We start from the raw sequence: 13,741 nt of genomic DNA on the forward strand, positions 1-13,741 counted from the left end.
GATATACAATTAATATTTGCTCTGAAGCATTGACCAAATGGCGACAAAAAAAGCGACGCAACGCACGGCGAAGCCGGAGACCAAAGCACCGGACGACGCGCGGGAATCCATCCCGCGAGGTCGCATGGTCGACATGGCTTACGAGTGGATTGAAGAGGCGATCGTGACGTTGCGGCTCGCGCCGGGTTCGACGTTGTCGGAGTTGCAGTTGAGCGAGATGACGGGCTTTGGCAGAACGCCAATCCGGGAAGCTGTCCAGCGATTGGCCCGAGAGCACTTGATCGTGGTGCTGCCGCAGCGCGGGCTACTCATTCCGCCGATGGACGTCGCCAAGCAACTGCGTTTGCTGGAGACGCGGCGTGAGGTGGAGCGCTTGATTGCCCGGAGCGCCGCGAAGAAAGCCACGGCGGAACAACGCGAGCATTTCACGCGTCTGGCGAAGGAATTCAAGAGTTCGGCACGCAGCGGTAAGGATGTGGAGTTTATCCGTGCCGACCGCGAATTCAATGAATTGTGCCTGGTCGCCGCGCGCAACGAGTTCGCCGAAGGAGCGATGCGTTTATTGCACGGACTGGCGCGCCGCTTCTGGTACTACCACTACAAGGAAGCGGCCGATTTGCCCACGATGGCCCGCCTGCATGCGGAAGTCGCGGAAGCGATTGCCGCGGGCGAAGTGAAGCGTGCAGGCGACGCCCTCGATGCGCTGTTGGACAATATCGAGGCATTCACGCGAGCCACGGTGCTGGGCGAGCGAGCCTAGTGGCGGAATTTCCGCTGGCTTGTCTGACGAGGGCGGCGACAGGCGCGCCGCCCCAAACTCAAATCGCCGACGGGTGGCGCGCCAGCGGCGTCACCGAGATGTCCATGTACGGGAACAGGGGTAACTGGCTCAGCAGCGTGTGCAGCTCGTCGTTGCTCTCGACATCGAAGATGCTGTAGTTGGCATATTCCCCGACCACGCGCCAGATGCTGGACCACTTGCCCGAGCGTTGCAGCGATTGCGAATACGCCTTTTCCGCCGCCTTGATACGCGCAGCCTCTTCCGTCGGCACCGTATCGGGAATCCGAACGATCATATGAACCAGATACAGCATTTCACTCTCCTTGAAACGCGGGCGTAGCGCCCTTGACAGTTACACGTGGGGCCACGCCAGAATGACGGTGATATAGATCGCCCCGACCAGGAACATCGACACGACGGTGTAGCCCATGATGTCCTTGAGCTTGAGCCGGGACAGGGCCAGCGCGGGCAGGATCCAGAACGGCTGGACCAGATCGTTCCAGGCGTTGCCGAGCATCACCGACATGGAGGTCTGCGCCATCGATGCGCCCATCGACGCGGCCGCATCGATCATGAACGGGCCCTGAATGACCCAGTGGCCGCCGCCCGACGGTGCGAAGAAGTTGATGACGAACGAACTGATCAGTCCCCAGAACGGCAGCGTGGCGGGCGTCGAGATATGGACGAACATCTCCGAGATCGGACCCACCAGGCCCGAGGCCGCCATGATGGCCATGATCCCGGCATAGAACGGGAACTGGAGGATGATGCCGCCGACCGTCTTGATACCTTCGTTGAGTTTCTCGACGTAGTGGATCGGCGTGCCAAGCAGCAGGATGCCGAGGAACAGGATGAAGAAGTTGATCAGGTTCAGGTCCAGCGTGCCGCCTTGCAAGAAGTGCTGGCCGACGTAGAGCATGCCGAGCACGCCAATGGCGAGGCTCAGAAGACGACTATGGTTGAGTTTCGACGCCAGCGTGTTGTCGCCCAGCAGATCGGCTGAGGCGGACGAATTCTTTTCGTCGCCGTCGATCGCCGGATCGATTTCCGTGACGGGTTCGCCGGCTTTCGGATGCATCGCGGCGTTGAGCAGCGGCAGCAAGACCAGCACGGCAAGACTGGCTGTCAGGATCGGTGCGGAGAAGATCGTCTGCGTCAGCGGCACGATACCCATCTTGCCCTCGAACGCATGTCCCTTGGTTGAGATCAGCACCGGGATCGTGGCGGACAAGCCAAGTCCGTACATCGTGAAGCCGCTGTACGCGGCGGCAATGATGAGCGGGTAGTGAACGCCCTTGACGTTGCGCGCAAGCTTCTTGGCCATGATGCCGCCAATCACCAGCCCGAAGCCCCAGTTCAGGTAACTGCCGATGCAGCCGACCAGCGTCGCGACGATGATCGCCTGTCGGGGCGTGCTCACGCGCGTCACAATCCTGTCAAGCAGCCGCTCGACCAACGGCGCGCCCGCCAGCGCAAATCCCATCGCGAGAATCACGGCCATCTGCGTCGTGAACGCCAGCAAGCTCCAGAAGCCTTTGCCCCAATCCACGGTCGTCATCAGCGGCATGCGGCCTTCGACCGCGATGGCCAGTGCCATTGTGAGGATCGTCAGCAAGATGGCGAAGACGAACGGATCGGGCAGATACCGTCGCATCAGCTCGGTAAAGAAACTTGTGATTTTTGTCATGACGTGTGTCTCTGGTTGTTCTGATGGGACCTGTCGGCGCCGGCGGGTCCCTTGTCGTGTTCGACGGTCCGCACCACCCCCGATGCGACCGCCGGTGTGCCTTGCGTCAGGCGAGTGCCTTGGCAAGGAACTGCGCAAGCGCTGCCTCGAACTGGGTCGGCGCCTCGATGTTCGACAAGTGCGAAGCGGGCAGCGACACCACCGTCGATCCGGCAATGGCGCGTTGCATCGCCTGCGCATCGGCCACCGTCGTCACCGGGTCGAACTCGCCGGCGATCAACAGTGTCGGTACCTTGATCGCCGAGATCTCGTCACTGAGATCCGACGTCGCCAACGCATCGCAGCACGACGCGTAGCCTTCCGGCGCAAGCGTTGCAATTCTCGCCTGCGCAAGCGCCACACGTGCCGATTCGCGATGGATGAAGCCCTCGGTGAACCAGCGAGACGGCGAAGACGCAGCCAATTCCGCCATCGCGGCCTTCCCATGCGTACGGACGTGCGTGGCGCGGGCCGTCCAGCCCTCAGTCGTGCCGATCCTGGCGGCGCTGTTGCACACAGCAATCGCGTTGAAGCGCGTTGGCGCATGCAGCCCCAGCCACAAGCCCGTATGCCCGCCCATCGACACGCCGCAGAAGCTCGCGCGATGCACATCCAGCGCGTCGAGCAGCGCGACGACGTCGTCGCCCAATTGATCAAAGGTGTAAGGCCCCTGCGTGACGATGCTGCCGCCGTGCCCCCTCGTGTCATATCGCACGACACGGAAGTCGCGCGCCAAACCCGGCACCTGCGCGTCCCACATCTCCAGCGTCGTGCCGAGCGAGTTGCTCAGCACCAGCACTGGCGCCGAAGCCGGGCCGGAGATGGCGACGCGAAAGCGGCCGTTTCTCGTTTCGATGTGGGTGTCGCCAGGCGTTGCGCTCGCTGTGTCGAGGATGGCAGGCATACGGTGTCTCGCTAAGGTCGGCGTGAAATGCGGCAAGCGTGCGCCGCAATTCGATGCGCCATAGGGTTTGGATGGGACGCGATGGATGTGTACATGTGTCGCTCGGCGCAGCACCTGACGACCCGCGACAGGCACGTCGCTCGCAGACCGTGGTTTATCGCGCGCCAGTGACGATGCGCTGTGCGTCGCGACGAAAGTGGGCGAGCTTGTCTTCGTCGATCGTGACGCCCAGGCCCACGCCGGTGGGCAGGTGCAGGGCGAACTCGCGGTAGGTCGGCCGCTCGACGACGATATCGTCCTTGAGCAACAGCGGACCGAATAGCTCGGTACCCCAGGCGAGTTGACGAAGCGTGCAGAAGCAGTGCGCCGCCGCGATCGAGCCGATCGTGCCTTCGAGCATGGTGCCGCCATAGAGCGCGACACCCGCGGCATCGCCCACGGCGGCGGCACGCAGCGTGCCGTAAAGACCGCCGGCCTTGGCGATCTTCAGCGCGAACACATCGGCACAACCGCCGCGCACGAGTTCAATGGCGTCCTCGGCACCGAGGATCGCTTCGTCGGCCATGATCGGCACGACAAAGCGGGCGGCCAGTCGCGCCAGACCGGCGCGCTGGTCGCGCGGGATCGGCTGCTCGATCAGGTCGACGCCGGCGGCTTCGAGCGCGGCGATGCCCGTGGCCGCTTCCGCTTCGTTCCATGCCTGGTTGACGTCCACCGTGACGCGCGCACGGTCGCCGAGGGCGCGCTTGATCGCGGCAACGTGGGCCACGTCATCGCTTACGGCCCGCCGCCCGATCTTGAGTTTGAAGGTGTTGTGACGACGCTCGGCCAGCAGGCGCTCAGCTTCGTCGATGTCCCGTGCGGTATCGCCACTGGCCAGCGTCCACAGCGTCGGCAACGTCTCGCGCACCGCGCCGCCGAGGAGCGTGACGAGCGGCACGCCAAGACGTTTCGCCTGGGCATCGAGCAGGGCCGTTTCCAGCGCAGACTTGGCGAAGCGATTGCCGCGCGCGACCTTGTCCAGGCGCACCATGGCCAAGTGCACATTGGTGGCGTCGACCTCGCTCAATGCGGGCGCGAGATAGGTGTCGATCGCGAGCTTGATGCCCTCCGGGCTTTCCTCGCCGTAGGACAACCCACCGATCGTGGTGGCCTCGCCGATGCCTTCGATGCCGTCGCTGCAACGCAGCCTGACGATCACCAGTGTTTGCTTCTGCATCGTCGTCATCGCGAGCTGGTGCGCGCGAATCGTCGGCAGGTCGACCAGAATGGCCTCGATGGAGCTGACGGTTGGTTTCATACCCGGGAGATACAGTTGGACAGTGAATCGCAGTATGCAAGCCGCGTTATGTCGCTGTCCAAGACCGATGGCGTCTTGTTCAATACCTGCCGGGTATGGTGTCGATTAGGGTGAGCCGAGGTCCGAGGGCGGGAGGTGCTCCATGTTCCCCTCGGCGTAGAGGTCGTAGATCAATTCGAGCATGGCGCGAATATCGGGCGACTCGTCGAGCAATCGCATGCTCAGGATAATCGGCGATACGAGATTGGGATCGTCGAGTTCCTTATAGGCGATGTCGTCGCGTTTGAGGCCATTGACGCTCTGCGGCACGATGGCGATGCCTTCGCCGGCCGCGACAAGTCCGAGCGCAATCTGCAATTCCCGCGTCTCGTAGATGCGCTCCGGCTTGAGTGCGCGATCGTGGAAGGCCGCAAGCACCTGATCGGCGTAGCTCGGGCGAGGGGCTTGGGGAAAAATGATCAGCGTTTCCGACACGAGGTCGTGCAGCGACAGGACCGGCTTGGTGTCGATCAGCGGATGGCCGAGCGGCAGGGCGACGATCATGCGCTCCTCGCGCAGCACCACGCGACGAATGCTCGGATCTTCGTGGCGAATGCGGCCGAAGCCGACATCGATGCGGCCTTCCTTGAGCGCCTGGATCTGATCCATTGTCGACATCTCGTGCAGACTCAGCGCAACCGTGCTGTTCTCCTCGCGAAAACGCCGGATGATCTTCGGCAGCATGCCGTAGAGCGTCGAGCCGACAAAACCGACCGACAGGCTGCGATCGATCTTGCCCACGCGCCGCGTCATCGATTCGAGTTCGGAGGTTTGCGCGAGCAACTGCACCGCGTGCGAATAAAAAAAGCGCCCTGTGTCGGTCAGTTTGAGCGGACGCGAGTCGCGCTCGAACAGTTGAACGCCGAGCAACTCCTCGAGTTGCTGAATCTGGCGACTGAGCGGCGGCTGTGCGATATGCAGCCGTGCGGCGGCGCGCGTGAAGTTGCGTTCTTCAGCAACCGCCACGAAGTAGCGCATATGGCGCAACTCAATATTCATTTCATACCTTTCAGATATCGCGCCGATACTAAATCAGTGTTGGACGGTGCTATACCCCGTCATTATCCTGACTTCATGCTCTGCATCAGTGCTCGATTATACCTATCGCGTATGGACGATGAATGCTTGGTGCACGGGTTAACCCCAGCAAAATTCGAATAGAGGTAGGAGAAGACATGAGCGTGAAAGTATTCGACACGAGCGAAGTGCAAGCGCTGTTGAGCGCCGCTGCCAATCTCGGAAATCCGTCCGGCGATGCGCGCACCAAGCAAATCGTGCATCGCTTGCTGAGCGACCTTTTCAAGGCGATTGACGACCTCGATATTACGCCCGATGAGATCTGGGCCGGCGTCAACTATTTCAACAAACTGGGCCAGGATGGCGAGGCGGCACTGTTGGCCGCCGGCCTCGGCCTCGAGAAGTATCTCGACGTGCGCATGGACGCCGAGGACCGGGCCGCCGAGATTGAAGGCGGCACGCCGCGCACGATCGAAGGCCCGCTCTATGTCGCCGGTGCGCCGCTGCGCGACACGGTGTCGAAGATCGACCTCGATGCAGATGCCGACGCTGGCCCGCTGGTGATTCGCGGCAAGGTGACCGGCCCTGACGGTCAACCGGTGGCGGGCGCTGTCGTCGAGTGCTGGCATGCCAACTCGAACGGCTTCTATTCGCACTTCGATCCGACGGGCGCGCAATCGCCCTTCAATTTGCGCGGCGCCGTGCGCACCGATGCGCAAGGCCAGTACGAATTCCGCACGCTGATGCCAGTGGGCTACGGCTGCCCGCCGCAAGGCGCCACCCAGCAACTGCTCGACGCGTTGGCCCGTCACGGCAATCGCCCGGCGCACGTGCACTTCTTCGTGACCAGCGAGCCGCATCGCAAGCTCACGACGCAGATCAACATCGAGGGCGACCCGCTGATCTGGGACGACTTCGCCTACGCGACGCGCGAGGACCTGATCCCGCACGTGGTCGAGAAGACCGGTGGCGCCAGGCTCGGTCTCAAGGCGGACGACTACAAGGAAATCGAATTCGATATCCAGTTGAGCCCGCTCACGCATGGCAAGGACAACCAGATCGTCCATCGCCTTCGCGCTTCGGCTGCGGCATAACCGCCCGCCACGGCGGCGGCGCCAGTGCGCAGCCGCCCATCTCATCGTTCCACCTTTGATACCGACGCGATCGCTCCCCGGTGGGAGCACGCGCGGGGAGAGCCCCCATGTCCTCCATCACCCAAACCCGCTCGCCACTGGATGCGCTGCTCGATACGGCCGTCCAGGACGACAAGCAGGCCGGCGTCTTCCGCTGCCGTCGCGACATTTTTACCAATGCCGAGTTGTTCGAACTCGAGATGAAACACATCTTCGAGAGTAATTGGGTCTATCTGGCGCATGAAAGCCAGATCCCGAACAACAACGATTACTACACGACGTGGATCGGCCGTCAGCCCGTGGTCGTCACGCGCGACAAGAACGGTGAGCTGCACGCGGTCATCAATGCCTGCGCGCACAAGGGGGCCATGCTGTGCCGTCGCAAACACGGCAACAAGGGCAGCTTCACGTGCCCGTTCCATGGCTGGACGTTCTCCAACACCGGCAAGTTGCTCAAGGTGAAGGAAGAGAAGACCACGCAGTACCCGGTGCAATTCAATACGCACGGCTCGCATGACCTGCGCAAGGTCGCGCGCTTCGAGAGCTATCGTGGCTTCCTGTTCGGCAGCCTCAACCCCGATTCGATGCCGCTCGCGGACTATCTCGGCGAGACCCGCGTGATCATCGACCAGATCGTCGACCAGGCGCCGGAAGGGCTGGAAGTCGTGCGCGGCAATTCCTCTTACGTCTACGACGGCAACTGGAAGATGCAGATGGAGAACGGCTGCGACGGCTATCACGTCAGCACCGTTCACTGGAACTACGCGGCGACCATGGGCCGACGCAAGGACGAAGGCACGAAGGCCGTCGACGCCAACAGCTGGAGCAAGTCGGTGGCGGGTGTCTACGGTTTCGAGCATGGTCACATCCTGTTGTGGACCAACACGATGAATCCGGAAGTTCGCCCGGTCTACGCGCATCGTGACGAAATCAAGGCTCGCGTCGGCGACGTCAAGGCCGATTTCATCGTCAACCAGACGCGCAACCTCTGCCTCTACCCGAACGTGTTCCTGATGGACCAGTTCAGTACGCAGATTCGCGTGGTACGCCCGCTTAGCGTCGACAAGACGGAAGTCTCGATCTTCTGCTTTGCGCCCAAGGGAGAAAGTGCCGAAGTGCGCGCCCACCGCATCCGCCAGTACGAGGATTTCTTCAACGTCACGGGCATGGGCACGGCCGACGACCTCGAAGAATTCCGCGCCTGCCAGGCGGGCTATGCCGGCACCACGGCGCTGTGGAACGACCTGTCGCGCGGCGCACCGCTTTGGATCGACGGACCGGACGACAACGCCAAAAAGATGGGACTGGCGCCGCGCCTGTCCGGCGAGCGTAGCGAAGACGAAGGGTTGTTCGTCTGCCAGCACGAATACTGGGTCGAAGTGATGCGCGACGCCCTGAAGAAAGCACAGACGGAGGCCACGGCATGAGCTTCGATTACGCAACGATCTGCGCCACGCTGTATCGCGAAGCCCGTCTGCTCGACGACCGACAGTGGGATGAGTGGCTGGCGTGCTACGCCACCGACGTCACGTACTGGATGCCGGCGTGGGACGACGACGATCGCCTGACCGACGACCCCCAGAGCCAGATCTCGCTCATGTACTACCCGGACCGTGGGGGGCTGGAGGATCGCGTGTTCCGCATCAAGACCGAGCGTAGCAGCGCCTCGATGCCGGAGCCCCGCACCGCGCACACCGTCGCGAATGTGGAAGTGCTGGCGCAACGCGACGACGAAGTCGACGTGCGCTACAACTTCAGCACGCTGAGCCATCGTTACAAGGCGACCGATCAGTTCTTCGGCACGATGTTCGTCACGTTGCGCCACGACGGCGATGCGCTGTTGATCGCCAGGAAGAAGATCGTTTTGAAGAACGACTATATCCGTCAGGTACTCGACGTTTATCACGTTTGACGTTGACTATCGCATCAGGACTGGAAGTCGAGGAGGCTATATGTCCAGCTACAACGTAGCGCTCAATTTTGAAGATGGGGTAACCCGCTTCGTCGAATGCAAGGCCGGCGAGAAGGTGCTCGACGCGGCCTTCCGCGCCAAGATCAATCTGCCGATGGATTGCTCCGACGGCGTGTGCGGCACTTGCAAGTGCCGTGCAGAGAGCGGCAGTTACGACATGGGCGACGACTACATCGAGGACGCCCTGAGCGCCGACGAGAAGGACAGCGGCCTCGTGCTCACATGCCAGATGGTGCCGCAGAGCGACTGCGTGATTGCCGTGCCGGCGTCGTCAACGGCGTGCAAGACCGAGCAGAGCCGATTTGCCGCGACCGTCACCAAGGTCGAGACGCACAACGACGCGGCGGTCGTGCTTGAACTCGATGTGGGCGCCGCCGCGCCCGTGTTCCTGCCCGGCCAGTACGTCAACATCGATGTGCCCGGCAGCGGTGTGCGTCGCTCGTATTCGTTCTCGTCCGCGCCGGGGGAGTCGCGTATCGGCTTTCTCATCAAGAAGATTCCGGGCGGGGCCATGAGTTCGTGGCTCGATCATGCGCAACCCGGTAATGCGGTTGAGATGACCGGCCCGCTCGGCAGCTTCTATCTGCGCGCCGTCGAGCGCCCGTTGCTGTTCCTCGCGGGCGGCACGGGGCTGGCGCCGTTCCTGTCGATGCTCGAAGTCCTCGCGCGCTCGTCGTCGCAACAGCGCGTGCATCTGATCTACGGCGTGACGCGGGATCTCGATCTGGTCCAGGTCGAAGCGATCGAGGCTTACGCGGCCAAGCTGCCGAATTTCACCTTTGCCACGGTGGTGGCGGACGCCGAATCGAAGCATCCGCGAACGGGCTGGGTGACGCAACATATCCCGGCGGATGCGCTCAACGACGGCAACGTTGACGTCTATTTGTGCGGACCGCCGCCGATGGTCGACGCTGTGCGCAAATACTTCGATGACAACGGCGTGAAGCCCAACAGCTTCCATTACGAGAAATTCACGCCCAACGCTGCCACGGTGAACGCATGACGACGACACCACGATTTGCCGGCAAGGTCATGGTCGTGACCGGCGCGGCCCAAGGCATCGGTCGCGGGGTGGCGCTGCGCGCGGCGGCCGAAGGGGCGCGCGTGGTCTTCGTGGATCGTGCGGAATTCGTTGCCGAAGTGGCGGCCGAAGCGGTCGGCGAGTCGGCCGGATTCATCGCCGATCTCGAGACGTATGAAGGCGCTGCCGCGGCCATGGCGTTCGCCAACGAACGCTTCGGGGGCATCGACATTCTGATCAACGGCGTGGGCGGGGCGATTCGCATGCGTCCGTTCGCCGAGTTCGAGCCGGCGCAGATCGACGCGGAGATTCGCCGCTCGCTGATGCCAACGCTCTACACCTGCCACGCGGTGCTGCCGTACCTGCTCACGCGTGGCGGCGGCACGATCGTCAACGTCTCGTCGAATGCGACTCGGGGAATTCGACGCGTGCCGTACTCCGCAGCGAAGGGCGGGGTGAACGCCATCACGCAATCGCTGGCGATGGAATACGCCGAACACAATATTCGCGTCGCGGCGACCGCGCCGGGGGGCACCACGGCGCCGCCACGCCGGACTCCACGTAACGCCGCGGGCGACACCGAACAAGAGGTTGCCTGGATGAACGAGGCGGTCGCGCAGGTGACCGAATCGACGTTCTTCAAACGTTACGGCACCCTCGACGAGCAAGTCGCACCCATTCTTTTCCTGGCCTCCGACGAAGCCGGATACATCACCGGTACGGTCTTGCCGGTCGCCGGCGGCGATACGGGCTGAGGCCGGGCGCCGAGAGATCATTGGATGAATGGGCGTTGCGCAAGCGCGTCGGCATGGCCTGCCAGTGGGGCAACAACGCCTGCTGCCGAGGTGGCAGATCGGCGGTTGGCATATGATGAACGGTCTTTGACTCCCCTGGAACGACCTTTCCATGCAAGTTTTTGTCGATGCTGACGCCTGCCCCTTTGCCATCAAGGAGATATTGTTCCGGGCCGCGCGACGTGAGGAGGTGCGGGTGACGCTGATCGCGAATCAATTCCTGCGCACGCCGCCGTCACCGTTCATCAAGGCGATTCAGGTGCCGGCAGGCTTCGATGTGGCCGATGCCCGCATCGTCGAACTTGTCGTCCTGGGCGATCTGGTGATTACCGCGGACATCCCGCTTGCCGCCCTGGTGCTCGACAAAGGGGGGCTGGCGCTCGATCCACGCGGGAATTGGTTCACGCGTGAAAACATCGAGGAACGACTGAGCATGCGCGACATGATGGATCAACTGCGCAATGCGGGCATCGAGACCGGCGGTCCTGCCCCCTTCAGCGCGCGCGACAGCCAATCGTTCGCCGGGCAACTCGATCGCTTCCTCGCCCGTCATCGCGCGTCGCGCCGGTAAGCGATCCGCGCCGGAACGCGCTAAAACGGGCTTACTCCGCTTCCGAACTCGCCCGCAACAGTTCGCCAAACCGAGTGTTGCACCATTGCATCACATCGTTGGGCTCTCGCCCAAAACGCCAGAGCATGCGCACGGGGAGTTGCGGTAGGCCGAGGTCGTCGCAGCGCAGTTCGTGAAGTTCATCGTACTTCGCAATGTCGATCGGCAGCACGGCCCAGCCGAGTTTGTCGAGCACCATGCTGGCGATCAGGTATGAACTGTCCGCCCGCCAGATTGACGGGCTCAGTTGCCACGGCGTGAAATCGTCCATCTGCAGCAGAATCTGGCGGTACTTGGCCAAATCGCCGCGCGTGACCTGATCGCGGTAAGCGAGCGGATGATCACCAGCGACAAATACGCCTTGCACGGCCGACCCAACATATTTGTGCCCCAGCGCCAACGAGATCGCGCCGCGATCCACGTGAAAGCCAATGTCCGCGCGCTGCTTCTCCACATACTCGGCCACTTCCGTCGAGGTCCCGTTGAGTATCGTCAGCTCCAAATAAGCGAACTGGTACGCAAGATCGCGCACCAGTTCGCTCACGACTTGATACGGCAACGCTTCGTCGATCGCCAGCGACAACTGCGGCTGCTCGCCGAACGCCAGCGCATTCGCCCGATGGTTCAAGCCCTCCGCCTGACGCAGCAACTCCTTCGCCTCGAGCAACATCACCTCCCCCTGCGCGGTGAGTCTCGCGTTGCGACGGCTACGATCGAATAGTTCAAATCCCAAATCGGCCTCGAGCAGCGAAATCGCCGAACTCAACGCCGACTGGGCTTTGCCGAGTCTTCGGGCGGCAGCCGATATCGATCCTTCCTCCGCGGCAGCCACAAAGTAGCGCAATTGCTCTATTGTCCAGTTCATTCATCCATTTTATCGATAGGTTCCAACTTTTTCTAACAGAAGTTTCGCGGCAGAATCGCGCTTCTCCAATGTAGGACGCCAGATTGAATCGCCAACATAGGCGAGGCGGCAGACGACCGGATCTTCCGGTCCGGTGGTCTCGGGTACTGACCCCTTCGCGCAATGCGCACCTGCCACCCACGGCGAGCCTGGAGAGATGCGGGCCCCCGGTACCCCATCCGTGGCTCCGCCATGGGTCGACGCCGCGCACGAAGCGCGGTCTCGACACCCCGACCGGTTGTCGTCAATCCAACGTACTTACATGTCATCGAATATTCATTACCGAACTCGCTTCGGACGGCTAACCGGCGTGTCAGCCAGCCTGATCGCCAGTGCTCTCGTTCTCGCCGCCTGCATCGACCGAGACCCGAAGGACGAGGCAGATGCGACGCCGGAAGCGGTCGTGCGCACCGTCGAGCGCCGTGCACAGACCCTTACGACGCAGCAGCCGGGACGTCTGGCCGCTTACCGCAGCGCTGATGTTCGTGCGCGCGCGGGCGGGGTCGTCGTCGAGCGCCGATATCAGGAAGGGCAGACCGTCGCCAAAGGCGATGTGCTGTTCCGCATCGACCCGCAACCGTTGTCGGCCGCGCTGGACGCCGCACGCGGCGCACTCGCCAAGGCACAAGCTGACCACGACTCGACTCGCGACAAGGTCGAGCGATATCGCGGCCTTCTAGACGCGCGCGCCATCAGCGCCCGGGAGGACGCCGAGTCTCGCTCGGCCGAAGCGCGTGCGCGCGCGGAGGTGCTGGCCGCTCGCGCGGAGGTCCGCAAGGCGGAACTCAATCTCGGCTATACGCGCGTCGTCTCGCCCATTGCGGGGCGCGTGCGCCGTGCCGAAGTCACGGAAGGGGCGTTGGTCGGTCTCGACTCGGCCACGCTGCTCACGCGCGTGGAGCAGATCGACCCGATCTACGTGAATTTCTCGCAGCCGGCCGCGGAGGTGTATGCGATGACGCGCGATTTGCGCGCCGGCAAGCTGCAGCACGGCAACGCGTCGGCCGCGCCGCCGGTGCATGTGACGCTGCCCGACGGCCGTGGATACGCGCTACCGGGCAAATTGCTCTTTACCGATCTGGCGGTCGATCCGGGCACGGACACGATCGCCATGCGCGCCGTGCTGCCGAACCCCGACGGCGTGTTGCTGCCCGGCGCATTCGTGCAGGTGCGCCTGCAGGGGGCGGTGAATCCGAATATTGTCCGCGTGCCCCGCGAGGCGCTCACGCGCACGGCCAATGGCGCCGTGGTGCGCGTGGTCGACGCACAGGGCACGGTGCGCGACACGAAGGTGCATGCGGATGAGATCGACGGCCGCGAGTGGCTCGTCACGGAGGGCCTCGCGGGCGGCGAGACGATCATCGTGCAGAACGTCGCGCAGTTCTCCGACGGCATGCACGTCAAGGTCAAGGCCGAGGCCACGCAGACGGAAGACACGAAGGCCACGCCGGTGACGTCCCGTGACGCGAAGCCGCAAGACAATGGCGGACCGGTCGAGCCTGCGCGCGCCGGACCGGCCTCCCACGCGGAGACGCAATAA

General features: G+C 63.0%; 14 protein-coding genes. 8 read left to right on the plus strand and 6 right to left on the minus strand.

Annotated features, from left to right (window positions below; genetic code table 11):
- The first annotated feature begins 37 nt into the window (after positions 1 to 37).
- The gene (locus PSO31014_RS16485) at positions 38 to 760 is read left to right on the plus strand and encodes a GntR family transcriptional regulator (protein WP_425494885.1); all 723 of its coding nucleotides are present in this window, start codon (positions 38 to 40) and stop codon (positions 758 to 760) included.
- A gap of 58 nt (positions 761 to 818) precedes the next feature.
- Here PSO31014_RS16485 and catC read toward each other — a convergent pair whose 3' ends face one another.
- From catC to PSO31014_RS16510, 5 genes are all read right to left on the minus strand, one after another.
- Positions 819 to 1,094, minus strand: coding sequence for a muconolactone Delta-isomerase (gene catC / locus PSO31014_RS16490; RefSeq protein WP_150552602.1), 276 nt, complete (start codon positions 1,092 to 1,094; stop codon positions 819 to 821).
- 39 nt (positions 1,095 to 1,133) lie between these two features.
- On the minus strand, positions 1,134 to 2,468 hold the full coding sequence (locus PSO31014_RS16495) for a short-chain fatty acid transporter (RefSeq protein WP_150552603.1): 1,335 nt from the start codon (positions 2,466 to 2,468) through the stop codon (positions 1,134 to 1,136).
- Positions 2,469 to 2,574: 106 nt separating this feature from the next.
- A complete protein-coding gene (pcaD, locus tag PSO31014_RS16500; RefSeq protein WP_150552604.1) occupies positions 2,575 to 3,411 on the minus strand; it encodes a 3-oxoadipate enol-lactonase in 837 nt (278 codons plus the stop codon).
- A 154-nt stretch (positions 3,412 to 3,565) separates the two neighbouring features.
- Complete coding sequence (locus PSO31014_RS16505; RefSeq protein WP_150552605.1) at positions 3,566 to 4,711, minus strand: muconate/chloromuconate family cycloisomerase; 1,146 nt, start codon at positions 4,709 to 4,711, stop codon at positions 3,566 to 3,568.
- A gap of 105 nt (positions 4,712 to 4,816) precedes the next feature.
- A complete protein-coding gene (locus PSO31014_RS16510) occupies positions 4,817 to 5,743 on the minus strand; it encodes a LysR family transcriptional regulator (protein WP_150552649.1) in 927 nt (308 codons plus the stop codon).
- Between the two features lie 182 nt (positions 5,744 to 5,925).
- On the opposite strand from PSO31014_RS16510, the gene catA reads away from it, so the two are divergent.
- The 6 genes from catA (at position 5,926) to PSO31014_RS16540 (ending at position 11,258) form a co-directional block, all read left to right on the plus strand.
- On the plus strand, positions 5,926 to 6,861 hold the full coding sequence (gene catA / locus PSO31014_RS16515) for a catechol 1,2-dioxygenase (RefSeq protein WP_150552606.1): 936 nt from the start codon (positions 5,926 to 5,928) through the stop codon (positions 6,859 to 6,861).
- Positions 6,862 to 6,968: 107 nt separating this feature from the next.
- A complete protein-coding gene (locus PSO31014_RS16520) occupies positions 6,969 to 8,327 on the plus strand; it encodes a Rieske 2Fe-2S domain-containing protein (protein ID WP_150552607.1) in 1,359 nt (452 codons plus the stop codon).
- On the plus strand, positions 8,324 to 8,812 hold the full coding sequence (gene benB, locus PSO31014_RS16525; protein WP_150552608.1) for a benzoate 1,2-dioxygenase small subunit: 489 nt from the start codon (positions 8,324 to 8,326) through the stop codon (positions 8,810 to 8,812). Before PSO31014_RS16520 ends, benB begins: the two co-directional genes overlap by 4 nt.
- Positions 8,813 to 8,852: 40 nt before the next feature.
- Positions 8,853 to 9,875 (plus strand): benzoate 1,2-dioxygenase electron transfer component BenC, encoded by a 1,023-nt coding sequence (benC, locus tag PSO31014_RS16530; protein WP_150552609.1) that lies wholly within the window; start codon positions 8,853 to 8,855, stop codon positions 9,873 to 9,875.
- Complete coding sequence (gene benD, locus PSO31014_RS16535) at positions 9,872 to 10,648, plus strand: benzoate diol dehydrogenase BenD (protein WP_150552610.1); 777 nt, start codon at positions 9,872 to 9,874, stop codon at positions 10,646 to 10,648. Before benC ends, benD begins: the two co-directional genes overlap by 4 nt.
- Before the next feature lie 151 nt (positions 10,649 to 10,799).
- Positions 10,800 to 11,258 carry a YaiI/YqxD family protein gene (locus PSO31014_RS16540; RefSeq protein ID WP_017233919.1) on the plus strand — a complete coding sequence of 153 codons (459 nt, stop codon included), beginning with the start codon at positions 10,800 to 10,802 and terminating at the stop codon, positions 11,256 to 11,258.
- A 31-nt stretch (positions 11,259 to 11,289) separates the two neighbouring features.
- Here the strand turns inward: PSO31014_RS16540 and PSO31014_RS16545 are convergent, their stop codons facing one another.
- Positions 11,290 to 12,162 (minus strand): LysR family transcriptional regulator, encoded by an 873-nt coding sequence (locus tag PSO31014_RS16545; protein WP_026131947.1) that lies wholly within the window; start codon positions 12,160 to 12,162, stop codon positions 11,290 to 11,292.
- Positions 12,163 to 12,511: 349 nt separating this feature from the next.
- Here PSO31014_RS16545 and PSO31014_RS16550 point away from each other — a divergent pair, with 349 nt between their 5' ends.
- On the plus strand, positions 12,512 to 13,741 hold the full coding sequence (locus tag PSO31014_RS16550) for an efflux RND transporter periplasmic adaptor subunit (RefSeq protein WP_246176723.1): 1,230 nt from the start codon (positions 12,512 to 12,514) through the stop codon (positions 13,739 to 13,741).

The organism is Pandoraea soli (assembly GCF_902459595.1).
Taxonomy (GTDB): domain Bacteria; phylum Pseudomonadota; class Gammaproteobacteria; order Burkholderiales; family Burkholderiaceae; genus Pandoraea; species Pandoraea cepalis.